Origin of the sequence: Leptothrix discophora (assembly GCF_030705305.1) — a bacterium.
In the GTDB taxonomy this organism is placed as follows: domain Bacteria; phylum Pseudomonadota; class Gammaproteobacteria; order Burkholderiales; family Burkholderiaceae_C; genus Sphaerotilus; species Sphaerotilus discophorus.
Genome location: NZ_JAUZEE010000002.1, coordinates 439794 through 465131, shown reverse-complemented (window position 1 = coordinate 465131; position 25338 = coordinate 439794). Strand labels below are relative to the sequence as shown.

The 25338-nt window shown below is 71.4% G+C and carries 17 protein-coding genes; 15 read left to right on the top strand and 2 right to left on the bottom strand.

Features of this window, described 5'->3' with window-relative positions:
• Positions 1-45: 45 nt before the first annotated feature.
• The gene (locus Q8X39_RS05610; RefSeq protein ID WP_305748652.1) at positions 46-1113 is read right to left on the bottom strand and encodes a glycosyltransferase family 9 protein; all 1068 of its coding nucleotides are present in this window, start codon (positions 1111-1113) and stop codon (positions 46-48) included.
• 237 nt (positions 1114-1350) lie between these two features.
• Here Q8X39_RS05610 and imuA point away from each other — a divergent pair, with 237 nt between their 5' ends.
• The 10 genes from imuA (at position 1351) to Q8X39_RS05560 (ending at position 15403) form a co-directional block, all read left to right on the top strand.
• Positions 1351-2238: a translesion DNA synthesis-associated protein ImuA gene (imuA, locus tag Q8X39_RS05605; protein ID WP_305748651.1), complete on the top strand. Its 888-nt coding sequence runs from the start codon at positions 1351-1353 to the stop codon at positions 2236-2238.
• A 54-nt stretch (positions 2239-2292) separates the two neighbouring features.
• The gene (locus tag Q8X39_RS05600; protein ID WP_305748650.1) at positions 2293-3843 is read left to right on the top strand and encodes a Y-family DNA polymerase; all 1551 of its coding nucleotides are present in this window, start codon (positions 2293-2295) and stop codon (positions 3841-3843) included.
• Between the two features lie 35 nt (positions 3844-3878).
• Positions 3879-7304, top strand: coding sequence for an error-prone DNA polymerase (locus Q8X39_RS05595; protein WP_305748649.1), 3426 nt, complete (start codon positions 3879-3881; stop codon positions 7302-7304).
• Between the two features lie 149 nt (positions 7305-7453).
• Positions 7454-7936, top strand: a complete 483-nt coding sequence (locus Q8X39_RS05590; protein ID WP_305748648.1) for a type IV pilin protein — start codon at positions 7454-7456, stop codon at positions 7934-7936.
• Positions 7930-8562: a GspH/FimT family pseudopilin gene (locus Q8X39_RS05585; RefSeq protein ID WP_305748647.1), complete on the top strand. Its 633-nt coding sequence runs from the start codon at positions 7930-7932 to the stop codon at positions 8560-8562. Before Q8X39_RS05590 ends, Q8X39_RS05585 begins: the two co-directional genes overlap by 7 nt.
• Positions 8563-8570: 8 nt before the next feature.
• Positions 8571-9014 (top strand): type IV pilus modification PilV family protein, encoded by a 444-nt coding sequence (locus Q8X39_RS05580; RefSeq protein WP_305748646.1) that lies wholly within the window; start codon positions 8571-8573, stop codon positions 9012-9014.
• Positions 9014-10159, top strand: coding sequence for a PilW family protein (locus Q8X39_RS05575; RefSeq protein ID WP_305748645.1), 1146 nt, complete (start codon positions 9014-9016; stop codon positions 10157-10159). The genes Q8X39_RS05580 and Q8X39_RS05575 overlap by 1 nt, the downstream gene beginning before the upstream one ends.
• An 11-nt stretch (positions 10160-10170) precedes the next feature.
• The gene (locus Q8X39_RS05570; RefSeq protein WP_305748644.1) at positions 10171-10833 is read left to right on the top strand and encodes a pilus assembly PilX family protein; all 663 of its coding nucleotides are present in this window, start codon (positions 10171-10173) and stop codon (positions 10831-10833) included.
• Positions 10834-10844: 11 nt separating this feature from the next.
• Positions 10845-14723 carry a pilus assembly protein gene (locus Q8X39_RS05565; RefSeq protein ID WP_305748643.1) on the top strand — a complete coding sequence of 1293 codons (3879 nt, stop codon included), beginning with the start codon at positions 10845-10847 and terminating at the stop codon, positions 14721-14723.
• Positions 14702-15403, top strand: a complete 702-nt coding sequence (locus Q8X39_RS05560) for an energy transducer TonB (RefSeq protein ID WP_305748642.1) — start codon at positions 14702-14704, stop codon at positions 15401-15403. Before Q8X39_RS05565 ends, Q8X39_RS05560 begins: the two co-directional genes overlap by 22 nt.
• Here Q8X39_RS05560 and Q8X39_RS05555 read toward each other — a convergent pair whose 3' ends face one another.
• Positions 15404-16339 carry a histone deacetylase family protein gene (locus Q8X39_RS05555; protein WP_305748641.1) on the bottom strand — a complete coding sequence of 312 codons (936 nt, stop codon included), beginning with the start codon at positions 16337-16339 and terminating at the stop codon, positions 15404-15406.
• A 125-nt stretch (positions 16340-16464) separates the two neighbouring features.
• On the opposite strand from Q8X39_RS05555, the gene Q8X39_RS05550 reads away from it, so the two are divergent.
• The 5 genes from Q8X39_RS05550 to msbA all read left to right on the top strand — a co-directional run bounded on the left by Q8X39_RS05550 (position 16465) and on the right by msbA (position 25159).
• Complete coding sequence (locus Q8X39_RS05550; RefSeq protein ID WP_305748640.1) at positions 16465-17415, top strand: AAA family ATPase; 951 nt, start codon at positions 16465-16467, stop codon at positions 17413-17415.
• Positions 17415-18509 (top strand): DUF58 domain-containing protein, encoded by a 1095-nt coding sequence (locus Q8X39_RS05545; protein WP_305748639.1) that lies wholly within the window; start codon positions 17415-17417, stop codon positions 18507-18509. Before Q8X39_RS05550 ends, Q8X39_RS05545 begins: the two co-directional genes overlap by 1 nt.
• Positions 18506-20662: a transglutaminase TgpA family protein gene (locus tag Q8X39_RS05540; RefSeq protein WP_305748638.1), complete on the top strand. Its 2157-nt coding sequence runs from the start codon at positions 18506-18508 to the stop codon at positions 20660-20662. Before Q8X39_RS05545 ends, Q8X39_RS05540 begins: the two co-directional genes overlap by 4 nt.
• A 199-nt stretch (positions 20663-20861) precedes the next feature.
• The gene (locus tag Q8X39_RS05535; protein ID WP_305748637.1) at positions 20862-23387 is read left to right on the top strand and encodes a methyltransferase domain-containing protein; all 2526 of its coding nucleotides are present in this window, start codon (positions 20862-20864) and stop codon (positions 23385-23387) included.
• Between the two features lie 44 nt (positions 23388-23431).
• Positions 23432-25159: a lipid A export permease/ATP-binding protein MsbA gene (msbA, locus tag Q8X39_RS05530; RefSeq protein WP_305748636.1), complete on the top strand. Its 1728-nt coding sequence runs from the start codon at positions 23432-23434 to the stop codon at positions 25157-25159.
• Positions 25160-25338 lie beyond the last annotated feature (179 nt).

Here is a 25338-nt window from a genome sequence, read left to right as displayed (position 1 = left end):
CGCACCGCAAAACCCGTGATTATCCGGGACGACCGGCCTGGGTGATCAGCGCGCCGCGATCTGGCGCGGCTTCAGCGAGCGCCAGGCCGCGAGCACCGGCTCGGGCGGCAGGTCGACCAGGCGCATCTGGGCGTCGTCCTGTGCGCCCACGGCGATCACGTCGGCATGCGGCGCGCGGGGCTTCCAGCGGGTCGCCCCGAAGGCGCTGAACAGCACCACCAGCGGGCAGTCCATGGCGGCGGCGACGTGGGCCGGTCCGGTGTCGACCGAGACCATGCTGTGCGCCAGCGAGGCCAGCGCCATCAGGCGCGGAATCGGCAGGTCGCCGGCGATGTTGAGCACCCGAGGCTCGGCCGCCGCGTCGACGATCTCCTGCACCAGCCCCTGTTCCTGGCGGGTGCCGCAGACCAGCACCCGCGCCTGCGGCAGCGCGGCGGCGATGCCGCCGGCGACGGCCGCCCAGTGCGACGCCGGCCAGTGCTTGGCATGCTGCTGGGTGGCCAGCCGGCCACGCTTGTGGGTCTTCTTGTGACCGGGCTGGATCAGCACGAAGGGCTGGCCGGCCAGGCCACGCGCGGCCAGCCACTGGCGGGCCTCATCAAGGTCGGCCGGCTGCAGGTGCAGTTCGGTCAGCGCCGGTGCCTCGACCGGCGGCGGCGCGATGCCGGCCTCGCTCAGGAAGGGCGGGCTGAGGTTGGCGATCTGCAACCACCATTCGACCCAGTGCAGTTGCGGCCCCGGATCATGGTCCCAGGCGCGCAGGTAGCGGCGCTCGTCGGGCACGGCCCGCGCCAGCAGCGCGCGGGCATGCGGATCGCGCTCGCAGTCATAGATCGGCGCGCCCTCGCGCTGGCGCAGCCAGCGCACCGCCGACCACTGGCTGGGCGTGAGCCAGTAGGGCGCGCGCCGGCTCGAGATCAGGTGGATGTCGCCGACGTGCGGGTTGCCGCGCAGCAGCGGCCTCACCCACGGCCCGGACGCCAGCAGGTCGACCGGCTGGCCGTGGCGCAGCGACAGCGCCTTCAGCAGCGTGGTCAGCAAGACGGTGTCGCCCAGGGCGGGAAAACGGACGACGACCGGACGCTGGCCGGGCGAAGAAGCAACAGAGGACATCGGCGAAACGGGCGGTTCGGACGTTTTGGGCGAAGTGGGGACTCACGGCGCCAGGACAGCCGGCCACACGCCATGCATCCGTGAGACCGACGGACACATTCTGCCGCCGCACGCTGCGGGCAGATCACACGGCCCGCCCGATGGACCCTGGAATCGGCTTGCAGCGCCTGAAAAGCTGTATGAACATACAGTCTTCCGTGGCTCTTCCCGCCGACGTGTCCTTCCGCCCCTGCCGCCGTGACCCCCTTGCGCCCACCGCCGGTCGACCCGACCGCGGCCTCCTCCTCTTCCCCGAAACCGACCGGCTGGACCGATCCGGCGCTGGCCGGCCAGGTCTGGGCCGCCGACCGGATCGCCGACGCGGTCCGGCCGGTGCTGGCCAGCGGACATGAGGCGCTGGACGCCCAGCTGCCGGGCGGCGGCTGGCCGGTCGGGGCGCTGACCGAGCTGCTGCTCGACCAACCCGGCCACGGCGAGTGGCGATTGCTCGGGCCGCTGCTGGCCGGACTGGCGCGCAGCGGCGGGCGCTGGGTCGCGATCGCGCCGCCGCTGCGGCCGCACGGGCCGGCGCTGCGGGCGCTCGGGCTGGACCTGGCGCAGGGCCTGTGGATCGACGTGGCCAGCGACGCCGACGCGGCCTGGGCGGCCGAACAGGCGCTGCGCAGCGTCGAGCGCGCCGGCGTCGCGGCCTCGCCCGCCGCTCCGGCCGACAGCGCCCGCACCGCCGTGCTCTGGTGGAGCGACGAGCGCACCGCCGCCCTGTCCACCGGCACGCTGCGCCGGCTGCACCTGGCCGTGCAGGCCAGCGAGGCACTGCTGTTCGTGCTGCGCCCGGTCGCCCGTGCCGGCCGCAGCACGCCCGCGCCGCTGCGGCTGCAGGCCGGCGTCGACCCGGAGCAGCCGACGCGGCTGCGGCTGCGCATCCTCAAGCGTCGCGGTCCGCCGCTGGAGGCCCCACTGCTGCTCGACACCGGCCCGCAGTTCGCCGCCGCGCTGGCTCATCGGCTGAGCCAGCCGCTGCCCCAGCATCGCGCCCTGCCGACGGCGCCACCCACCGTGCCGACGGCACCCGCTGCGGCGCGCCGGCGCCTGCCCGGCACCCCGGACCTGCTGGCCGAAGGCTGACCGGCGGGGCACCCGCCCGCCGCACCCCGTCCACCCGATCCGCCGAAAGCCGCCATGCCCGCCCCGCTCCCCGCCCTCTGGCTCTGCCTGCACCTGCCGCAGCTCTCGCTCGATGCGCTCGGGCCCTGGCCGCCCGGGGTGGTGCTGCCAGCGCTGGTCTGGCAGGGCGACGGCGCACGCGGCCGGCTGGTCCACCAGGCCAACGCCGCCGCGCAGGCGCTGGGCGTGCGGGCGGGACTGCGGCTGGGCAGTGCGCAGGGCCTGGCGCCACAGACGCTGGTGCTGGCGCGCGACGCGATGCGCGAGGCCGCGCTGCTCGAACGCCTGGCGCTGACGCTGGGCCAGCTCAGCTCGCACGTGGTGGTCGATCCGCCGGTGCTGCTGGTGGACCTGCATGCGAGCCTGCGCCTGTTCGGCGGCCTGCGCGCGCTGCTGCGGCGAGCCGACGCGCTGGTCGCCGCCTGCGGCCTGCCGCAGCGCACCTGGGGCCTGGCCGCGACGCCGCTGGCCGCCCGGCTGCTGGCCCAGTCGCCCGCCAGCGCCTGGCCCGGTGCGCCGCATCGCCGCTGCGCCACGCTGGCCCGCACGCGCCGGTTGATCGCACCGCTGCCGCTGGGCCAGCTGGCCGAGCAGGGCGTGCCGGCCGAGCATCGAGCCGACGGCGGTACCGACGCGATGCTGATGGCGCTGGGCCTGCGCCGCATCGACGAGCTGCGCCGGCTGCCGCGCGCCGGGCTGCGGCGGCGTGGGGCCGGGCCCTGGCTGGACGCACTCGACCGCGCCTGGGGCGACCGGCCCGATCCACGCGTGCTGCACGAGCCGCCGGAGACCTTCTCGCTGCGGCTGGAACTGGCCGGTCGGGCCGACGGCGTCGCCCCGATCGAGGCCGCCGCCGAGCCGCTGCTGCAGGCCCTGTGCGGCTGGCTGCACCGGCGCTGGCAGGCCGCGCAAGGCCTGCGCCTGAGCCTGCACCACGAGTACAGCCAGCGCCGCCACCTGCCCGACCTCACGCTGGACCTCGACCTGGCCCGTCCCAGCCGCGACCCGGTCCACCTGCGCACGCTGCTGCGCGAGCACCTGCAGCGCCTCGAACTGGCCGCGCCGGTGGATGCGGTCGGCCTGAGCCTGCTGCGCAGCGTGCCCGAGCACGGCCAGCCGGTCGCGCTGTGGCCGGACGCGCGCACCCAGGCGCTGGCGCACGGCAGCCTGATCGACCGGCTGCAGGCCCGGCTCGGCCGCGGCCGGGTGCGCCGGCTGCAGTTGCAGGCCGACGCGCGGCCGGAGAAGGCCGACCGCTGGGTCGACGCCGACCAGCCTGCGACGCCCGCCGCGCCCGGTGAGCCCGCCCCCGCCCGGCCGTCCGACCCGCCGCGCCCGACCTGGCTGCTGCCCGAGCCCGAGCTGCTGGCCGAGCAGCACGACCGGCCGCTGCACCAGGGCCGGCCGCTGCGGCTGCTGACCCGCGCCGAGCGCATCGAGACCGGCTGGCACGACGGCGCGCTGGTGCGGCGCGACTACCACGTCGCGCTGGCCGCCGACGGTCGGCTGTGCTGGATCTACCGCGAGCCAGGCGCGCGCTGGTACCTGCACGGCCTGTTCGCCTGAACGATCCCCGATCCCGCGTGCCACCGGACCACCCCATGCCCGAAGCCCCGCAACCGGAACGCCCGCGCCCACTGGTCGAGCTGGACCGGCGCGCGCCGCTGGCCGTCGGGCAGGCCGGCTTCAGCCCGGTGCCCGACTACGCCGAGCTGCACTGCCGCAGCAACTTCAGCTTCGGCGTCGGCGCCTCGCATCCGGAAGAGCTGGTCGAGCGGGCCGCCCGGCTGGGCTACCGCGCGCTGGTCATCAGCGACGAATGCTCGGTCGCCGGCGTGGTGCGCGCGCACGAGGAAGCGCGTCGGCACGAGGGCCTGCAGCTGCTGATCGGCAGCGTCTTCACGCTCGAACCGTGCGCCGGCCATCCCGGCGCCCGGCTGCTGCTGCTGGCCCGCAACCGGGCTGGCTACGGCCGGCTGTGCGAGCTGATCACGCTGGCACGCAGCCGCTGCGAGAAGGGCCGCTACCGGCTCGATGCCGACGACTTCCGGCCCGGCCCGATCGCCGTCCCGACCGGCTCATGCGATGAGCCTGCCGAGCCGTCCGCGCCCGATCCGTCGAACTGGCAGGACCTGCACGCCATCGTGCTGCCGCGCCGCGACGACGGCGCCGAGGCGCTGGCCATGCAGGCGCGCTGGGCGGCGTCGGTGTTCGGGCCGCAGGCCTCGCTGGCGGTCGAGCTGCTGATGCAGGCCGACGACAGCCTGGCCGTCGAGCAGGCCCGCCAGGCCAGCGCCGCCAGCGGCCTGCCGCTGGTCGCCTGCGGCGCGGTGCTGATGCACGTGCGCTCGCGCAAGCCGCTGCTGGACACGCTCACCGCGATCCGCCTGAACCGGCCGCTGGAGCAGTGCGGCGCCGAGCTGGCGCGCAACGCCGAGGCCCACCTGCGCGCCCGCCTGACGCTGGCCCAGCTCTACCGGCCCGAGTGGCTGGCCCGCACCGTCGAGATCGCGCAGGGCTGCCGCTTCAGCCTGTCCGAGCTGGCCTACGAATACCCCGAGGAGATCATCCCGGCCGGCCACACGCCGGCAAGCTGGCTGCGCCACGAGACGCTGGCCGGCGCGCGGCGGCGCTACCCGCCGTCGACCCATCCGCACGGCGTGCCGGCCTCGGTCATGGCGCAGATCGAGCACGAGCTGACGCTGGTCGCCGAGATGCGCTACGAGGCCTTCTTCCTGACCGTGCACGACGTCGTGCGCCACGCCCGCAGCCGCGGCATCCTGTGCCAGGGCCGCGGCTCGGCAGCCAACTCGGCGGTCTGCTTCTGCCTGGGCATCACCGAGGTCGACCCGACCCAGACCACGCTGCTGTTCGAGCGCTTCGTCAGCCGCGAGCGCGGCGAGCCGCCCGACATCGACGTCGACTTCGAGCACGAGCGCCGCGAGGAGGTCATCCAGTACCTCTACGCCAAGTACGGCCACCACCGCACCGCGCTGGCCGCCGCGCTGTCGACCTACCGGGTGCGCGGCGCCGTGCGCGAGGTCGGCAAGGCGCTCGGGCTGGACGGGCTGCTGATCGACGCGGTGGCCAAGTCGCACCAGTGGTTCGACGGCCGCGAGTCGCTCGATGCCCGGCTGGCCGAACAGGGCCTGGACGCCGAGGCGCCGGTGACGCGGCTGTGGCTGGAACTGGCGCACACGCTGATGGGCTTCCCGCGCCACCTGTCGCAGCACAGCGGCGGCTTCGTCATCGCGCGCGGCAGCCTGGCCCGGCTGGTGCCGATCGAGCCGGCGGCGATGGCCGGGCGGCGCGTCATCCAGTGGGACAAGGACGACCTCGAATCGCTCGGCCTGCTCAAGGTCGACGTGCTCGCGCTGGGCATGCTGACCGTGCTGCGCAAGGCGCTGGCGCTGGCCGACGACCGCCACGGCCGCGGCCTGCCCGGTGGCCCGCCGCGCTGGACGCTGCAGGACATCCCGCGCGCCGACGACCCGACCTACAAGATGATCCAGCGCGCCGACACGGTGGGCATGTTCCAGATCGAGAGCCGGGCCCAGCAGAGCATGCTGCCGCGCCTGAAGCCGGAGAAGTTCTACGACCTGGTCATCGAGGTCGCGATCGTGCGGCCCGGCCCGATCCAGGGCGGCATGGTCCATCCCTACCTGCGCCGCAAGCAGGGCCGCGAGGCCGCCACCTCGCCCTACCCGGCGCTGGACGCGGCACTGGCGCGCACGCTGGGCGTGCCGATCTTCCAGGAACAGGTGATGCAGGTCTGCATGATCGCGGCGGGCTTCTCGCCCGGCGAGGCCGACAGCCTGCGCCGCGCGATGGCGGCCTGGCGGCGCAAGGGCGGCGTGCACCATTTCCACGACCGCATCGTCGACGGCATGGTCGAGCGCGGCTACGAGCGCACCTTCGCCGAGGGCATCTTCCAGCAGATCCAGGGCTTCGGCGAATACGGCTTCCCGGAGAGCCATGCCTACGGCTTCGCGATCATCACGTGGTTCAGCGCCTGGCTGAAATGCCATGAGCCGGCCGCCTTCCTGGCCGCGCTGCTGAACTCGCAGCCGATGGGCTTCTACGGCCCGGCCCAGCTGGTGGCCGACGCACGCCGCCACGCGGTCGAGGTGCGGCCGGTGGACGTCACGCGCAGCGACTGGGACTGCACGCTGGAGGCACCCAGGGCGGCCGCGCCGGCTCGGGCGGCAGCACACGACGGCTCGGGCCTGGGCGGCCCGGTGCCACAGGAAGGCTCGGGCCGGGGCGGCCCGGCCGTGCGCCTGGGCCTGCGGATGGTCGCCAGCCTGCCGCGTGCCAGCGCCGAGCGGCTGCTGCGCGCCCGTGCCGAGGCCCCGTTCGCCGACGTGCCCGACCTGGCCCTGCGCGCCGCGCTCGAACCGCACGAGCTGCAGACGCTGGCCGAGGCCGATGCGCTGGCCGCGCTGGCCGGCCACCGGCGCCAGCAGGTCTGGGCCGCCGCCGCACCGCTGGCCGGACCGCGTGAACGCCGGCACGCCAGCGCGCTGCCCGACGGGCCGCGCCCGCCGCCGTCAGGCCTGCTGCGCGGTGCGCCGGTCCACGAGGCCCAGCTCAGCCTGATCGAGGCCCCGGAGGGCGAGGCCGTCACGCTGGACTACGCCGCCACCGGCCTGAGCCTGCGCCGCCACCCGCTGGCGCTGCTGCGCGAGCGGCTGCAGCGCCAGTCGGTGCGCAGCGCCGCCGAGCTGGCCCGCGTGCCCGACGGCCGCACCGTGCGGGCCTGCGGCCTGGTCGTGACGCGCCAGCAGCCGGCCACGGCCAAGGGCACGATCTTCGTCACGCTGGAGGACGAGACCGGCCCGGTCAACGTGATCGTCTGGCGCGACGTGCGCGAGCGCCACCGCCAGGCCCTGCTGGGCGCGCGCCTGCTGGCCGTGCGCGGCACCTGGCAGCGCCGTGACGGCGTCAGCCACCTGATCGCCCAGGACCTGCACGACATGAGCGCCTGGCTCGGCCGGCTGCAGACCCATTCACGCGACTTCCACTGAGCTGCGGCGACCGCCCGGACACACGGTCAATCCCGGGCGACCGCCCGGACAAACGGTCAATCCCGGGCGACGGCCGGTTGGGATACCCCTGCCCGGCAACCGGTCGGCGGCCTAGCATGTCGTTCACGCTGACCCGACCCTCGACCGCCATGCCCAAGCTCCCGACCCCCCCGCGCCAACCGAACCTGTCCGCCGGCCGACGCGCGCACGGGGGCTTCACGCTGATCGAGCTGATGGTCGCGGTGGCCATCGTCGGCATCCTGGCCGCCGTCGCGCTGCCGTCCTACACCGACTACCTGCGGCGCGGCCGCATCCCGGAAGCCTTCACCTACCTGAGCAACTACCGGGTCCAGATGGAGCAGTACTACCAGGACAACCGCAACTACGGCACCGGCACCGACTGCGCCGCCGGCGCCATCGCCGCCGCGCCGGCCGGCACCAAATACTTCACCTACAGCTGCGCGCTGAGCAACAGCGGCCAGGGCTACACGCTGACGGCCACCAACACCACCGAGATGGGCAGCGCCCATGTCTACACGGTCGACCAGGCCAACGCGCGGGCCACGACCTCGTTCAAGGGCGCCACGGTCAGCGGCAAGGCCTGCTGGCTGGTCAAGGGCGGCGAATGCTGAGCCCGCGCACCGGCCGCGCGGCACGCGGCGGCTTCTCGCTGATCGAGATGATGGTGACGCTCACCATCCTCGGCTTCCTGCTGGTGGCGACCATGCCCAGCATCGGCGCCTGGCTGCGCAACACCGAGATCCGCAACGCCGCCGAGTCGATCAGCAACGGCCTGGCCAAGGCCCGCGCCGAGGCGGTGCGGCGCAACCTGCCGGTGCGCTTCACGCTGGTGAGCACGGCCACCGACAACCCCGGCCTGCTCGACGTCAACTGCGCCGCCTCGGCGACCTCGGCCTCCTGGGTCGTCAGCCTGGACAACCCGGCCGGCGCCTGCGGCAACGCTGTCAGCGAGACCAACGCGCCGCGCATCCTGGCCAAGTTCGCCCAGGGCGACGGCTCGCGCAACGTGACGGTGTCGGTGCGCGGGGCGGACTGCACCAGCGCCTCGGGCAACACGCAGGTGGTCTATGGCGGCTTCGGCCGCGTCGACACCGCCGCCAACCCGATCCGCTGCCTGGTCATCGGCCACAGCAGCGGGGCCACGGTGCGGCCGCTGAACGTGGTGATCTCGCCCGGCGGCACGGTGCGCAGCTGCGATCCGGCCGTCACCGACAACAACGACCCGCGCAAGTGCTGAGGCCTGCCATGACGCTGCATCCACGCCGACGCCCGAACCGCACCGACCGCCTGCTGCGCCGCGCCGCCGCCGGCTTCGCGATGATCGAGGCGCTGATCGCGCTGCTGATCTTCATGCTCGGCGCGCTCGGCGTGCTCGGGCTGCAGGTCTCGCTGACCCGCGCCACCAGTGGCGCGAAGTTCCGCGCCGAGGCGGCCTACCTCGCCAACGACCTGGTCGGCACGATGTGGGCCGATGCGGCCAACCTCACGGCCTACGGGGCCGATTGCTCCAACCACGCGCCCTGCCGCAACTGGACCGCCAAGGTCCAGGACACGCTGCCCGGCAACATCGCGCCGACGCTGAGCATCGACCCGGCAACCGCCACCGTCGAGATCACGATCAACTGGGTGGTGCCCAACGAGCCGCAGCACAGCTACACCACCATCACCTCGATTAACCGGAACCTGTGATGCACGCACCGTCCTCCCGTCGAGCCGCTCGCCAGCAGGCGCAGGGCGTCACGCTGATCGAGCTGATGGTCGGCATGGTCATCGGCCTGCTGGCCGTGCTGGTGATCACCCAGGTCGCCCTGCTCTTCGAAGGCCAGAAGCGCAGCACCACCGGGGGTTCGGACGCCCAGGTCAATGGCGCGCTGTCGCTGCAGATGCTGCAGCGCGACCTGCAGATGAGCGGCTACGGCATCACGACCGGCAGCGGCGCGGGCTGCGAGCTGCGCGGCAACCGCGACGGCGTGACGCCGCCGTGGCATGGCCAGCCGATGGTGCCGGTCCGCATCGTGCAAGGCACGGACGCGACCCGTGGCTCGCCCGACACGATCTTCGTGATGCTCAGCGGCCGTCCCGGCACGTCCTTCCATGCGCTGCCGGTGCGGCTGTCGCGGGTCCACCGCAAGAACGACGTGTCGCTGGGCGTCGAGGCCAACACCAACCTGGGCACCGAGACCGCGCAGGCCGGCGACCTGCTGGCCCTGGTGCCGACGAACATCGCCACCAGCTGGTGCTCGGTGGTCGAGGTCACGGCCACGCCCGCCGCGCTGGCCGACACGATCGAACATGCCGAGTCGGGTGCCTGGAACCAGGACGCGACGGCCAACATCCGGCCCGGCGTGAGCTTCTCCGACATCGGCTATGCGGTCGGCGACCAGTTCGTCAACCTCGGCACCCTGATCTACCGCGAGTACGCGCTCGGCGCAGACACCGCCGCCGGCGGCGGCACCGCGCTGACGCTGCGCACGACCGACGCCAGCAACGCCGCCTGGAGCGCCGCGGACGTGCTGTTCCCGCAGATCGTGAACCTCCAGGCGGTCTACGGCATCGACACCAGCGCCACGGCCGACGACGTCGTCGACAGCTGGACCACCACCGCCCCGACCACGCCCGACGGCTGGGCCCGCGCCATCGCGGTGCGCGTGGCCGTCGTGGCCCGCAGCACGCAATACGAGAAGGCCGAGGTCACGACCGCGCAGCCGACCTGGCGCCCGGACGGCGCCACCGCCGAGACCCTGCCGGTCGACCACCTGAGCGACTGGCGGCACTACCGCTACAAGGTCTTCGAGGTGGTCGTGCCGCTGCGCAACCTGCTGTGGCAATCGTGAGGACGCACGCCATGACGATCCGATCGCCCCGTCTCGCGGCCCGCATCGCCCAGCGCGGCGTGTCGCTGGTCTTCTCGCTGATCACGCTGGTGGCGCTGTCGCTGGCGGCGGTCGCGCTGATCCGCTCGGTCGACACCGGCGCGACCATCCTCGGCAACCTGAGCTTCAAGCAGGACACCCTGCTGGCCGCCGACGAGGCGACCCGCCAGGCCATCGCCTGGCTGGACAACAACAAGACCGGCACGGTGCTGCACGCCAGCATCCAGGCCCAGGGCTACAGCGCCCAGAGCGTCGCCCGGCTCGATGCGACCGGCACCCGCACGTCCGACAACACCCGGGCCCTGATCGACTGGGACATGAACAACTGCGCCGGCCAGACCGCCGCCAGCTGCGTCAAGCCGCTGGCGACCGCACTGAGCGTGGGCAACGGCGCGGTGCAGGCACGCTGGTTCATCATGCGCGTGTGCAGCGCCGCCGGCGACCCGACGCTGAACACCGTGGCCTGCTCGCGCCCGATCACCGCCACCACCGCCCCGACCGCCGAGAAGGGCGAGATGAACTACACCGACCCGAAGCTGCAGCAGATCGTGCTGTCGCAGTACTTCCGCGTCATCGTGCGGGCCCGTGGGGGCCGCAACACCACCAGCGTCACCGAGACGCTGGTGCACTTCTGACGAGGCTCGCCATGCCGAACCGCCCGAACCTCCCGACCCATGCGGTCCGCGCCCTGGCCCAGGGCCTGGTCCTGGGCCTGACCCTGGCCGGCTCGCTGGCCCAGGCCGCCGTGCCCGACATCGCCAACGTGCCGCTGGGCACGACGTCGACGACGACGGCCAAGCCCAACATCATGTTCATCCTCGACGACTCGGGTTCGATGGACTGGGAGTACATGCCCGACGAGATCAACGACTCGAGCCGCTACGGCTTCTGGTCGTCGCAGTGCAACGGCGTGGCCTTCAATCCCGATCCGGCCGTGAGCTATGCGCCGCCGGTGCGCATCAACGCGACCACCGGCGCGGCCGAGAGCTACCCGAACGTCCCGTTCACGGCCGCGCCGAACGACGGCTTCAACAGCTCGTCGCCGACCGTCAACCTGGCCACCTCGGGCAACGCCTTCTACCGCTACACCGGCAGCCAGCCGGCGTTGTCCTGGCGCTATGCCGCCAACGGCTCGGTCGACACCACGACGCCGTTCTACATCGAGTGCCGGACCGCCACGAGCAGCGCCTCGTCGGTCTTCACCCGGGTGCTCGTCAGCAGCCTGTCGGCGGCCGACCAGCAGCGCTATGCGAACTGGTATTCGTACTACCGCAAGCGCGTGCTGACGATGCGCACGGCAGCCGGCCGTGCCTTCGCCGAGCTGTCCGATGGCTACCGCGTGGGCTTCACCAAGATCAGCGACACCGGCGTGACCAGCGCGAACTTCCTGCCGCCCGCAGACTTCAACACGGCCCAGAAGGTCGCCTTCTTCAACCTGCTCTACAGCAGCAGCCCGAGCGGCTTCACGCCGCTGCGCGGCGCGCTGTCCAAGGTCGGGCGCTACTACGGCGGCGTGATCACCCGCACCGGCTCGCCCGATCCGGTCCAGTACTCCTGCCAGCGCAACTACGCGGTGCTGTCGACCGACGGCTACTGGAACGCGGACACCGAGACCACCACCTACGGCCCCTTTGACCTGGCCGGCAACCCGGTCGGTCAGCAGGACGGCAGCGAGCTCCGGCCGATGAAGGACGGCGCCTCGACCCGCATCACCCGCGTGCGCACCCAGGAAGTCGGCAACACCAGCGTGACCGACACGCCCATGCGGCTGACCGTGACCGGTCGTCGCAACGTCGTCAGCTCGCAGACCCGGCAGACCCAGACCAACGGCAACCGCTGCAACAACGACGAATACCTCGTCACCCGCACAGACCGCGACACCGCCACCTGCCGCATCGACTGGACCCGCACCACGACGGCGATCAGCTCGACGGTGACGACGTACACGACCGTCATCACCGACGGCGTGGCCGGCCCGACCACCGTCTCGCCGAGCAACCGCAACACCTCGACGTCCACCGCCGACCCGGTCTGCCCGCAGGCGAACTGGACGGTGCCGGCCAATGCCGGCACCTCGCAGCGCTGCCGCACCGCCAACCAGCTCAACGGCGACGGCCTGACCATCGGCGCGACCACCTTCACCGCCACGTCCAACCCGTCCACGGCGGCCAACGGCGCGGTGGTGCCGGTCTCGACCACGCCGATCGACAGCGACACCACGGTGGACACCACCACCACCAGCGCCGGCGACAGCAACTCGCTGGCCGACGTGGCCGAGTACTACTGGAAGACCGACCTGCGCGGCAACCTGGAGAACAACGTCCCGCCCAACAGCACGGACAGCGCGACCCACCAGCACATGAGCACCTTCACGATCGGCCTCGGGCTGAAGGGCACGCTCAACTACGACCGCAACTACCTGACGCAGAACAGCGGCGACTTCGTCGACATCAAGAACGGCACCAAGAACTGGCCGGTGCCCTCGGGCACGCTGGGCAGCAACGAGAACGCCACCCACATCGACGACCTCTGGCATGCCGCGGTCAACGGTCGCGGGCAGTACTTCTCGGCCTCCAACCCGGACCAGCTCGACGACGCGATCTCGACCACGCTGTCGTCGATCAAGCGCGTGACCGAATCGGGTGCCGCCGCCGCCGCCAGCACGCTCACGCCGGTGCTGGGCGACGACTGGGTGTTCGTGCCCAGCTTCACCACGGCCGAATGGGCCGGCGACCTTCGGGCCTTCAAGTTCACCTTCGTCGACGGCGAACTGATCGCGCCCGACACCAGCCCGGGCCAGGAGATCTGGAGCGCCAGCCAGAAGCTCAACGCCCGCACCACGGCCCGCCGCGTGCTCTTCCGCAACGGCACGTCCCTGAGCGACTTCACCGCCGCCAACCTGGCCACCGCCGGCCTGGCCGCGCCGTTCGAGAGCCGCTGCACCCGCGGCACCGCCTCGGAGAACCTGAGCCAGTGCGGCGCGCTGAGCACCAACGCCCGCACCAAGGTCACCGCCGAGAACCTGGTGAACTACCTGGTCGGCAACAAGTCGCTCTACCTGAACGCCACCGCGATCGACGACCAGCTCTTCCGGACCCGCACGACCTCGCTGCTGGGCGACTTCGTCAACGCCTCGCCGGTTTACGTCGGCAAGCCGCCATTCCGCTATGCCGACGCGGGCTATGCGGCCTTCGCGGCCGACAAGGCCACGCGCATGCCGGTGGTCTATGCCGCCGGCAACGACGGCATGCTGCACGCCTTCAAGGTCGGGACCGGCCGCGGCGACACCAGCGGCGGCACGGAGTTGTGGGCCTATGTGCCGACCGCGTCGATGAGCGAGATGTGGCGACTGGCCGACCAGGCCTACAGCCACCGCTTCTACGTCGACGCGACGCCCAACGTCTCGGACGTCTACGACGCCGTCGCCGGGCGCTGGCGCACCATCCTGGTGGCTGGCCTCGGGGCGGGCGGGCGCGGCTACTACGCGCTCGACATCACCGATCCGGAAAACCCGGTCTCGCTGTGGGAGTACACCCACGAGAACCTCGGCTACACCTACGGCAACCCGGTCATCACCAAGGACGCGGCGGGCACCTGGATCGTCGCCTTCACCTCGGGCATCAACAACGTCAGCAACGGCGACGGCATCGGCCGGCTCTACGTGCTGAACGCGGTGACCGGCACGCTGGTGCGCACCATCAGCACCGGGGAAGGCTCGACCGGCACGCCCAGCAACATGGGTCGCCTGAACGCCTGGGTCAGCTCCGACACCGACAACACCGCACTGCGCTTCTATGCCGGCGACACGCTGGGCAACCTCTGGCGCTTCGACCACGACGACCGCATCGCGCCGTCCGGCCGCGAGGCCCTGCTGCTGGGCCGGGCCGAGACGTCCGGCGGCGTCGCCCAGCCGATCACCGCCAAGCCGGTGCTGAGCGAGAAGTCGATCAACGGCGTGCCCACCGCCATCATCAGCGTGGGCACCGGTCGGCTGCTGACGACCACCGACCTGGGCGACACCACGACGCAATCGATCTACAGCATCAAGGACACCCTCGGCACGACCGGCGTGGGCGTGATGCGCTCGACGCCGGCCAACTTCGTGCAGCAGACGCTGAACAACTCGACCCGGCTGCTGGCCTCGTTGACGCCGGTCGACTGGACCACCCGCAACGGCTGGTTCATCGACCTGACCGCCGCCAGCAAGGAGAAGGTCTACGTCGACGGCGTGCAGCTCGCCTCCGGCATCCTGGCCTTTGCCTCGACGGTACCCAATGCCGACGCCTGCTCGCAGGGCGGCTCGTCCTTCCTGTACCAGATCGACCTCAACTCCGGCCAGGTCACGGGCGTCGACACCTTCACGACCATGATCGTCGGCCTCAACCGGGTCATGAGCAACAACGGCAAGGTCAGCGCCATCGTCACGACGCAGGACCAGAAGACCGTGCTCAAGGGCAGCACCGGCGGCTCGGGTGGCGGGGGCAGCAACGTCCGCCGTGCCTCGTGGCGCGAGCTGACCGACTGAGGCCGGCTGCCTGGCGGGTCGCCGTGCTGCTGGCCGTCGCCGGCCACGCGGCGCTGCTGCTGGCGTCATGGGACGCCGGCCCGGCCGGGCATGCGGGTGCCGGATCCGGCCCATCCGGTGCCCGCGCCGCCCAGGTCCGGCTGGTCGATCCGGACGCCAGCATGGATCCGGGCGCTGCCGCCCGACCAGGCCCGGCCGATGGGGCGCGGGGCAGGTTGCAGGAGGTGGCGACCCACACGGTCCGGGTCGCGTCCGCTGCCCTCGCGCCACCCATGCCGGCCTCTGATGCAGTCCCGTCCACCGGTGGCGGCGGACGACCAGCCGCGTCGCCGTCCGAACCCGACGACGAAGCCCTGTTCCTGGTGCGCAGCCAGCTCGACCGAGCCCCCCATGCCACCGGCCCGATCGACCTGCCCTACCCGGACGCCGCGCCGCTGGGCCACTACCGGGCCGTCATGACGCTGTTCGTCGACGAAGCCGGCCGGGTCCGCAGGGTCCGGCTCGACGCCGACGGCATGCTGCCCCCGCTGCTGGAGGACGCCGCCCGTCAGGCCTTCCTGCAGGCCCGCTTCGAGCCCGGTCGCAAGGACGGCGCGGCGGTGCGCAGCCGGCTGCGCGTGGCGGTCGAGTTCGGCGCCGAACCGGCGCCGGCACAGACCGCGCCCGCGGCCAGCCGCTGATCAGACCCCGGCCAGCACGCGCAGGTGCGCGGCCACGCTGCGCGCCAGCGCGCTGAGCGTGTAGCCGCCTTCGAGGCAGGAGACGATGCGCCCGCCGCCGTGCCGCTCGGCCACGTCGACCAGCCGCTGGGTGATCCAGGCGTAGTCGGCCTCGACCAGCCCGAGCTGGCCCAGCTCGTCCTCGCGGTGGGCGTCGAAGCCGGCCGAGATGAAGATCATCTCGGGCTTGAAGGCATCGAGCCGGGGAATCCAGTTGGCCTCGATCAGCTCGCGGATCTCGCCGCCGCGCGTGTAGGCGGGGATCGGCAGGTTGAGCATGTTGTCGCCCAATGGCACACCACCGCTGAAGGGATAGAGCTGGTCCTGGAAGAAGCTCACCATCAGGATGCGGTCATCGCCGGCGACGATGTCCTCGGTGCCGTTGCCGTGGTGCACGTCGAAGTCGACCACCGCGACGCGCTTCAGGCCGCGCACGTCCAGCGCATGGCGGGCCGCGATCGCGACGTTGTTGTAGAAGCAGAAGCCCATCGCCTCGCTGCGCGTGGCGTGATGGCCGGGCGGGCGGATGGCACAGAAGGCGTTGGCATAGGTGCCGTCGATCACCGCATCGGTGGCCGCCACGGCCGCGCCGGCCGCCCGCAGCATCGCCTGGCGGGTGGCGGGGCAGACGGTGGTGTCGGGGTCGAGCGCGCGGTGCTCGCCGGTCTCGACCGCCTGGCGCAGGAACTCGTCGAGTTCAAGCAGGTAGCCCTCGGTGTGCGCCAGCATCAGATCCTGGTGGCGTGCCAGCGGCACGTCCGGGCGCTGCAGCGCGATGTCCAGGCCGGTGGCCAGCAGGTGGTCCTCGATCGCATCGAGGCGCTGCGGGCATTCGGGGTGGCCGGGACCCATGTCGTGGCCGCGGCAGTCGGGGTGGCTGTAGAAGGCAGTGCTCATGTCTGTTCGCGGCGGAGGGGCTCACGCGCGCGTCGTCTCGTGATGGGGTCCTGTCCATGTCCCGCCGCGTCGTCGCACGGTCGGGCATCGGGTATGGTTTGTGGATGATGAAGCCTGCGCATCACATGCACCTGACACCACCCTCCGGCATCGACCCGGCCCCGGGCGTCCAGCTGGAGCAGCTGACAAACCAGATTAGCACGGTGGTCGTGGGCAAGGCCGGCCAGATCCGCGACAGCGTGGCCTGCCTGCTGGCCGGCGGGCACCTGCTGATCGAGGACCTGCCCGGCGTCGGCAAGACCACCCTGGCGCATGCGCTGGCGGTGTCGATGGGGCTGCGGTTCGCGCGGGTCCAGTTCACCGCCGACCTGATGCCCAGCGACCTGATCGGGGCCAGTGTGTTCGACCGCCACACCGAGGGCTTTGTGTTCCATCAAGGCCCGCTGTTCACGCAGGTGCTGCTGGCCGACGAGATCAACCGCGCCGGCCCGCGCACCCAGAGCGCGCTGCTGGAAGCGATGGAGGAGCAGCAGGTCAGCGTCGACGGTGCCAGCCACCCGCTGCCGGCGCCCTTCTTCGTCATCGCGACCCAGAACCCCGGCGAGCAGCTCGGCACCTACCCCTTGCCCGAGAGCCAGCTCGACCGCTTCCTGATGTGCATCCACCTCGGCTACCCCGATGCCGCCGCCGAACGCGCGCTGCTGACCGGGGCCGACCGCCGCGCCACGATCCGCCAGCTCGCGCCGGTGCTCGACGGCGTGCAGCTGCAGGCGCTGCAGGCCGCCGTGCTGCGCGTGCATGCGGCACCGGCCTTGCTGGACTACCTGCAGGCGCTGATCGCCGCGACCCGATCGGGCGCCTGGTTCGTCCACGGCCTGTCACCTCGCGCCGGGCTGGCCTGGCTGCGGGCCGCCCGCGCACGGGCCCTGCTGGACGGCCGCGACCATGTCCTGCCCGACGACCTGCAGGCGATCGCCGTGCCGGTGCTGGCGCATCGCCTGCAACCGCGCCCCGGTGCCGGCCGCGGCCGCGCCGCGCAGGTGCAGGCGATGCTGGAATCGGTGGAGCTGCGCTGATGGCCTCGGCCTGGCGGGCACGCTGGCAACGCTGGTGGCAGGCCCGCCACCCGCGCAGCCCGTCGACCCTGCTGACGCAGCGCAACGTCTACATCCTGCCGACCTCTGCAGGCTGGCTCTATGCCGCCCTGCTGGTCGCGCTGCTGCTGGGCTCGATCAACTACCAGCTCAACCTCGGCTACCTGCTGACCTTCCTGCTGGCCGGCTCCGGCGTGGTCGCGCTGCATGCGACCCACGCGACGATCCGCGGCCTGCAGATCACGGCGGCCGGCGCGACGCTCCGGCAAGGCCATGCCGGCGACGTGCTGGAGCTGCCGCTGCGGCTCACCGACCCGCAGCCGCGCGGCGCGCTGGCGCGGGCCTTCTTCCTCGGCCGCCACGGCATCGCGCTGCGCTGGACCAGGCCGGATCTGGCGATCGCCAGCGGCCATGCCGAGCCGCTGGCGATCGACGGCCCCGAACAGGGCGAGCGTGAGGCCGCACCGGCCTGGACCCCGCTGCGGCGCGGTCCGCAACCCTGGCCGACGCTGCACATCGAGGCCCGCTACCCGCTCGGCCTGCTGCGCGCCTGGTCGCTCTGGCGGCCGACCGGCGAGCTGCTGGTCTGGCCGACACCCGAGGCCGACCCGCCACCGCTGCCGGTCCTGGGCGACGAGGTCGGCGAGCCGCTGGCCGCACCCGACGAGGCAGCCTCACCCCGCCCGACCCCGCCTTGGCAACGCCGCGCCACCGAGCTGCCCGAGCCCGACGGCGTGCGGCCCTGGCGCGACGGCGACCGGCCGTCGCAGGTGCTCTGGCGTCGCTCGGCCCGGCTGCTGGACCACGGCGGCGAGCTTCTGGTGCGCGATCTCCAGCCACCGCCACCGCAGGGCCGCGTGCTCGCCTGGCGCCAGACCGCCGACCTCGGCGACGACCGCGAGGCCCGCCTGTCGCGCCTGTGCGCCTGGGTGCTCCAGGCCGAACGGGCCGGCCTGCGCTGGGCCCTGGTCCTGCCCGGCCTGCGCCTGCCCGAGGCCGAAGGCCCGGCCCACCGCCTGGCCTGCCTGGACGCGCTCGCCCGCGCCTTCCCGACCGATCCCGGAGCCGCGCCATGAGGCTGCCGGGCCTGCCCACCCTGCCGCGCGAGCGCCGCGACACGCTCTTCATGCTGGCCGTGCTGGCCTGGACGCTGGCGCCGCTGGCCGGCCATGTGCCGACCTGGGCGACGGCCGGCGCGGCGCTGGCGCTGCTGTGGCGCGCGGCGCTGGCCTGGCGCGGCGCGGCCCTGCCACCGCGCTGGCTGCTGACCGGCCTGCTGATCGCCAGCGTCGGCGCGGTCGCGCTGACCTGGCGCAGCCTCGGCGGCAAGGACGCCGGCCTGGCGCTGCTGGTCATGCTGGCGGCCCTGAAGACGCTGGAACTGCGCGCCCGCCGCGACGCGCTGGTGCTGTTCTTCCTGGGCTTCTTCCTGGTGCTGTCGAACTTCCTGCACTCGCAGTCGCTGGCCATCGCGCTGGCCATGGGCGGTGCGGTCTGGGGCCTGCTGGCGGCGCTGGTGCTGGCGCACATGCCGGTCGGCCGGCCCGGTCTGGCGAACGCCGCCGGCAAGGCCGGCCGGCTGATGCTGACCGGCGTCCCGCTGGTCGCCGCGCTGTTCGTCTTCTTCCCGCGCATCGCGCCGCTGTGGGGCGTGCCCGGCGATGCCGGCGGGCGCACCGGGCTGTCCAACGAGCTGCAGTTGGGCGACGTCGCCGAGCTGGCGCTCGATGACCGGGTCGCGCTGCGGGTCCAGTTCAATGGCCCGCCACCGCCGCCGCAGGCGCTCTACTTCCGCGGCCCGGTGCTGAGCCAGCCCGACGGCCGGCGCTGGACCGTGCTGCCCTGGCGCGCCGGCGCCGCGCTGCCGCCGGCCTTCGACCCGCGCCAGCAGGCCGACCCGTCGATGCCCGGCGACCTGCGCTACGAGATGACCGTCGAGCCGCTGCGCATCGCCACGCTGCCGCTGCTGGAAAGCGTGCAGGGCCTGCCCGAGCGCATCGCCGGCGGCGAGGACGGCCTGGTGCTGGCCCCGCATCCAGAAGGCAGCTGGATCAGCAACCGGCCGATCACCGAGCGGCTGCAGGTCCGCGCCGTGGCACGCCGCGACGGTCGCACGCCCGGCCTGCCCGAGGACCTGCTGACCGGCACCCTGTCGAACTGGCTGGCGCTGCCGGCCGGCCAGCACCCGCGCACCCGCGCCTGGGCCGCCGAACTGGCTCGCCAGCCTGCCCTCGCCCAGGCACCGAGCGAGGCCCGCCGGGCCGACGTGCTCGCCATCGCGCTGATCGCCCACATCCGTCAGGCTGGCTACGCCTACACGCTCAGCCCCGGCGAGCTGGGCGAACAGCCTCTGGACGCCTTCTGGCTCGACCGCCGGGCCGGTTTCTGCGAGCACTACGCCACCGCCTTTGTCGTCGTGATGCGCAGCCTGGGCGTGCCCGCGCGCATCGTGACCGGCTACCAGGGCGGTCGCCTCAACCCGATCGACGGCGTGCTGGAGGTGCGCCAGAGCGACGCCCATGCCTGGGCCGAGTACTGGCGCGCCGGCGACGGCTGGGTCCGGGTCGACCCGACTGCCGCCATCGCCCCCGAGCGCATCAGCGGCGGCCAGCGCCTGAGCGCCCCGCGCGGCCTGGTCGCCGGCGCGCTGGCCAACGTCGACCCGGCCCTGCTGGAGCGCCTGCGCGCGGTCTGGGGTGCGCTCGACCACCGCTGGAACCAGTGGGTGCTGGGCCACGGCCGGCAGCGCCAGCTCGACCTGCTGCGCGCGCTTGGCTGGGTCGACGCCGACCTGTCCGACCTCGGCCGCGCCCTGGCCATCGCCCTGGCGACCCTGGCCGGCCTGGGCGCCGCCCTCGCCGCCTGGCAAGCCCGCCGCAGCCGCCCGCGCGACCCCTGGCTGCGCGCCTGGCAAGACCTGCGCCGCAGCCTCGCCCGACGCGGCTACCCGAGCCAGCCCCACGAGACGCCGAGGCAGCTGGCGGGGCGCTTGCGGCGGGACGCAGAACGGGCGCCGGCCGACTCGGCCCACCTCGTCGCCGCTGCCGAATCCTTGCTGGCGCTGGAAGGCATGAGGTACGGGTCCCGGTCGAATCCGCCGGACCCGGCTGCCGATCCCCGCCTGGCGGCCCAGCGCGTGGTGCGTGCCTTGCGGCACGGCCGGCCGAGGAAGACCGGGCCCGGATCACCGCTCCGGCCCGCGCGGACTAGCACGCCAGGCGCCGATTGAGGTCGGGGTGCGCTTCTAGAACTGCGGCGGATTCCAGCGGCATGCCTTGCAATAATGCAGCCTCGCGCGTCGTCAGCCACGGCTGGCCTTGTGCAAGTCGGCCCCACCTGTTCAATCGACTGAAATTACCAGAAACATTCAACGCCACCTGCAACAGCCGGGACTGACCGGCCACCGGAACGCCTCTCAGGCGCGACAAATGGCGGCGAGCAACCAACGACAAGATACAAAATCCAGGGAATACCAGATGCATCAATCCGCTCTCCAGCACGCCAGGCTCTTTTTCCAGACTTACACGGAGCAAGATTTTTCGGGTCAGATCATCGAGATTGGCAGCCAGGACGTGAATGGCTCGCTGCGCGAACTCGCTCCTGCACATGCCCGTTATCTTGGTCTTGATTTCCAGCCGGGCAAGGGCGTCGACCTGATCCTGCAGGATCCTTATGCCCTGCCGCTCGAATCGGATTGCGCCGACATCGTCATGTCGAGTTCATGCCTGGAGCACTCGGAGTTCTTCTGGCTGGCCTTCCTCGAAATGGTCCGGATCGTCCGTCCGGGCGGCTTGATCTACCTGAACGCGCCGAGCAATGGCATGTATCACCGCTACCCGGTGGATTGCTGGCGCTTTTATCCGGACAGTGGTGTGGCACTCCAGGAATGGGCCCGGCGGAACCATCAGGAATTGAACCTGCTGGAGTCCTTCATCGGCTCGCACCACGCCCACAACGAGCGCTGGAACGATTATGTGGCGGTCTTCCAGAAGGTCGGCGCTGATGCACCGACATGGAACCGCCGTATGCTGGACCTGTCGCCCAGACATTACAACGCACGCATCCAGGACGACCCCCAGCCACGCTCGGAGCGGCTCTACTCGGAAGACCAGGAAAAACTCCTGCTGCGCGAGCGGCAACTCGATCAACTGCTGGACATGATCGACCGACGGACCTCGCTGAAGCAAGCTGCGGCGTTCCAGGCGGAATCACGGGCGCAGCCTCCGGAGCAGGAAACCGTCAAGCCGGAGCCACCGTCCCGGCACAACCTGACTTACTACCGGTTCAAGCGCGAGTTCTATCGCCTGCTGGGCAGGCAGGACAAGGTCACGAAATACGCGCACAAGATTCGCGAATTCAAGGTCGAAAGCACGCTCAACTCGGCCGACATCGCAAGCGACGGCACGCTGACGTTCGGCATCATGACGACGCCACACACGATGTTCGTGGCACATGCCATTCAGGCAGCGCTGAAGAACTACGGTATCCAATCGAGGATCCATGGCTCCGACGAAACGGTCACGTTCGACCTGCCGATCTATTTTGTCCTCTGCCCCCAGATTTTCAAGGTCCTGCCACCCGGCGAACGCCGCATCGCATACCAGTTCGAACAAACCGTCAGCGAACGCTGGATGACGCCCCAATACCTGGACACGCTCAGGGAATCAAGGGCCATGATCGATTATTCGCTGGACAACCTGAACTACTTCGCCGAGCGCGACATCCGCTATCCGCACTGTCACTACCTGCCGGTCGGCAGCATGCCGGGATACGACCCCTACGGCGTCGGCGACGGGCAGGACGACGCGCATAGGGAGATCGATCAGGACATCGAACTGGTCTTCTACGGTGATTCTCACGTGCCGCGTCGGCGTGCCATCCTGGACGAACTCGGCCGGCATTTCAGGCTGACCGAACTCTCGAACACCTTCGGCGCCGAATTGCACCGCGTCCTCCGCCGTGCCCGCGTGGTGATCAATCTCCACTACTACGAAAACGCGTTGCTCGAGACCACCCGGATCAACGAGTGCCTGGCCCTGGGCCTTCAAGTCGTCTCGGAGAGCAGTTCCAACCAGGCCGAATACCCGATCGAATCGGCCGAGGTCCGCTTTGTCGCGCCTGGCGACATCGACGGCATGATTCGCGAGATCAAGGCGGCGCTCTCTGCCGGCCGCCCGGATCGGTCCGAGGTGCTGCGGCAATCTGCCTCGACCTTCCAGTTCCTGCTCGGTCGCATCCTCCTGGCGCAGCGCCTGATCGATTTCCCGACCTTCGAGCGGGCGCAGCCCGAATTCCGCCTGCCGGCCGACCGACTCTGCCTGAGCCTGCCTGAAACCGTGGCCAGAAGAAAACTGGCCGAGGAATCGCGGCCGCTCGCGGCAGCCTTCTTCGATGGCATTCGCATGACGCCAGGATGGGTGGGTTGCGGACTGAGCTACAAGTTCATGTGCCGAAAGGCCCTCGAACAAGGTCTGGAATCCATCGTGATCTGCGAGGACGATGCCCTGGTCAGCGACGAAGCGAGCGCGATCCTGGCAGACGTCCAGGCCCGGCACCGCCAGGACCCCTACTCCTGGGATATCTTCGCGGGCCTGATCGCCCATCTGCATGAGGACACCGAAGTCTGCGACGTCAGCTGGGAAAACGGTCGCCAGTTCGTCACCATCGACCGCATGACCAGCATGGTCTGCAACATTTACGGGCAACGTGCCATGCGCATCATCAGCAATTGGAACGAAGCCGATCAGGATCCCCAGAGCAACACCATCGACCGGTATCTCGAAAACTATCCTGGATTGCGCATCACCACCACCTTGCCATTCCTAGCCGGCCATCGCGAAGACACGACCTCGGTTCTCTGGGGCTTCCAGAACACGCAGTATTCGGAAATGATCCAGAAAAGCGAGGCCTTGCTGAAGGAAAAGGTCGAACAGTTCCTCGCGCGCAGCGCTTGAAGCAACTGACCAGATCTTCCTGAAACCGCGCCTTCCACGACGACATGTCCCACAAGCAGACCGCCACCAGGCTCCTGGGTTACCTCAAGCCCCACAAGGGCGAATTCGCCGCCGGCGTGGCCTGTTTCTTCGTCTCGGCGGCGTTCGAGCCGGCCATTCCGGCGCTGCTCAAGCAGTTGCTGGACCGCGGCTTCAATGGCACGAGTCCCTTGCCGGTGTGGTTGCTGCCGCTGATCGTGATCGGGCTGTTCGTGGTGCGCGGGGTGCTGTCGTTCGCGGGCACCTACCTGTTCGGCTCCTCGACGTCGAAGGCGGTGTTCTCGCTGCGCAACGACCTGCTGCGGGCCGTCGTCGGTGCCGATGCGAGCCTGTACAATACCCTGAGCCCGGGTGTCGCGGCTTCACGCGTCATCAACGACCCGAACTCGACGATGTCCTCGCTGTCCGGCGCGGTCATCACGGTGCTGCGCGATGGCACCACGCTGATCGCGATGCTGGGCTACCTGTTCTATCTCAACTGGAAGCTCACGCTGATCACCTTCGCGATCGCGCCGGCGCTGGCCTTCGTGGTGCGCAAGGTCCAGAAGCGGGTGCTGCGGCTGGGCAGCGAGGCCTACGGCTCGCAGATCCGGCTGATCGGCATCGTCGACGACATCATCCGGGCCTGGCGCGTGGTGCGCACCTTCGATGCCGGTGAGTTCGAGCAGAAGCGCTTCCGCCAGGAGGCCCAGCACTTCCGCCGCATGACGCTCAAGAGCGTGGCGGCCGGCGCGACCATGACACCTCTGACGCAGACCGTCGCCAGCCTGGGCGTGGCGCTGATCCTGACGCTGGCGCTGATCGAGGCCAACCAGGGACAGGCGACGGTGGGCGACTTCATCGCCTTCATCACCGCGATGCTGATGACGATCTCGCCGATGAAGCACCTGACCGACGTGACGCAACCCATCGTCGGCGGCCTGATCGGCGCGCAGGCCTGCTTCGACCTGATGGACACGCCGCCCGAGCCCGACCACGGCACGCGCGTGCTGCCCGATCGACCGGACGGCGCGCTGCGCTTCGAGCGCGTCACCGTGCGCTACCCCGGCAGCGAGCATGCAGCGCTGGCCACCTTCGACCTGGACATCCGGCCCGGCCAGACCATCGCGCTGGTCGGCCCGTCCGGCTCGGGCAAGACGACGGTGGTCAACACGCTGCTGGGCTTCGTCGCGCCAACCGAAGGCCAGGTGTCCTTCGACGGACTGGACCTTCAGGACATCCGCAAGACCTCGCTGCGGCGCCAGTTCGCGGTGGTGTCGCAGGACATCGTGCTGTTCGACGGCTCGATCGCCGACAACGTCGCCTACGTGCTGCCCAAGGACCCGGTCCGCATCGAGCAATGCCTGCGCGCGGCCAACCTGTGGGGCTTCGTCGAGCGCATGCCCGAGGGCGTCGAGACCGTCATCGGCAGCAACGGCAGCCGCCTGTCGGGCGGCCAGCGCCAGCGCCTGGCGATTGCGCGGGCGCTCTACAAGGACGCACGCATCTGGGTCTTCGACGAGGCCACCTCGGCGCTGGACAGCGAGTCCGAGCGGGCGGTGCAGCAGTCGATCGAGCAGCTGCAGGGCGAGAAGACGCTGATCCTGATCGCCCACCGCCTGAGCACGGTGCGCAACGCCGACTGCATCTACGTGATGGGCGACGGCCGCGTGCTGGAGTGCGGCCGCCACGAGCAGCTGATCGCCGGCAACGGCCTCTACGCGAGCATGGTGCGCGCCCAGGCGATCACCTGAGCCCCTCGTCCGGGTACGCCAGCCGATCCCCCGAGGGGATCGCGGGCCGGCTTGGGGCGGCCCGGCGCTCGGCCCGCAGGACCTGAGCCCCTCGTCCGGCGGGTACACCAGCCGATCCCCCGGGGGGATCGCGGGCCGGCTTGGGGCGGCCCGGCGCTCGGCCCGCAGGACCTGAGCCC

Coding starts and splice junctions, on each gene's coding strand:
- Q8X39_RS05610 (WP_305748652.1), bottom strand. CDS start 1,113: ATGTCCTCTGTTGCTTCTTCGCCCGGCCAGCGTCCGGTCGTCGTCCGT.
- Q8X39_RS05600 (WP_305748650.1), top strand. CDS start 2,293: ATGCCCGCCCCGCTCCCCGCCCTCTGGCTCTGCCTGCACCTGCCGCAG.
- Q8X39_RS05595 (WP_305748649.1), top strand. CDS start 3,879: ATGCCCGAAGCCCCGCAACCGGAACGCCCGCGCCCACTGGTCGAGCTG.
- Q8X39_RS05590 (WP_305748648.1), top strand. CDS start 7,454: ATGCCCAAGCTCCCGACCCCCCCGCGCCAACCGAACCTGTCCGCCGGC.
- Q8X39_RS05585 (WP_305748647.1), top strand. CDS start 7,930: ATGCTGAGCCCGCGCACCGGCCGCGCGGCACGCGGCGGCTTCTCGCTG.
- Q8X39_RS05580 (WP_305748646.1), top strand. CDS start 8,571: ATGACGCTGCATCCACGCCGACGCCCGAACCGCACCGACCGCCTGCTG.
- Q8X39_RS05575 (WP_305748645.1), top strand. CDS start 9,014: ATGCACGCACCGTCCTCCCGTCGAGCCGCTCGCCAGCAGGCGCAGGGC.
- Q8X39_RS05570 (WP_305748644.1), top strand. CDS start 10,171: ATGACGATCCGATCGCCCCGTCTCGCGGCCCGCATCGCCCAGCGCGGC.
- Q8X39_RS05565 (WP_305748643.1), top strand. CDS start 10,845: ATGCCGAACCGCCCGAACCTCCCGACCCATGCGGTCCGCGCCCTGGCC.
- Q8X39_RS05555 (WP_305748641.1), bottom strand. CDS start 16,339: ATGAGCACTGCCTTCTACAGCCACCCCGACTGCCGCGGCCACGACATG.
- Q8X39_RS05550 (WP_305748640.1), top strand. CDS start 16,465: ATGCACCTGACACCACCCTCCGGCATCGACCCGGCCCCGGGCGTCCAG.
- Q8X39_RS05545 (WP_305748639.1), top strand. CDS start 17,415: ATGGCCTCGGCCTGGCGGGCACGCTGGCAACGCTGGTGGCAGGCCCGC.
- Q8X39_RS05540 (WP_305748638.1), top strand. CDS start 18,506: ATGAGGCTGCCGGGCCTGCCCACCCTGCCGCGCGAGCGCCGCGACACG.
- Q8X39_RS05535 (WP_305748637.1), top strand. CDS start 20,862: ATGGCGGCGAGCAACCAACGACAAGATACAAAATCCAGGGAATACCAG.
- msbA (WP_305748636.1), top strand. CDS start 23,432: ATGTCCCACAAGCAGACCGCCACCAGGCTCCTGGGTTACCTCAAGCCC.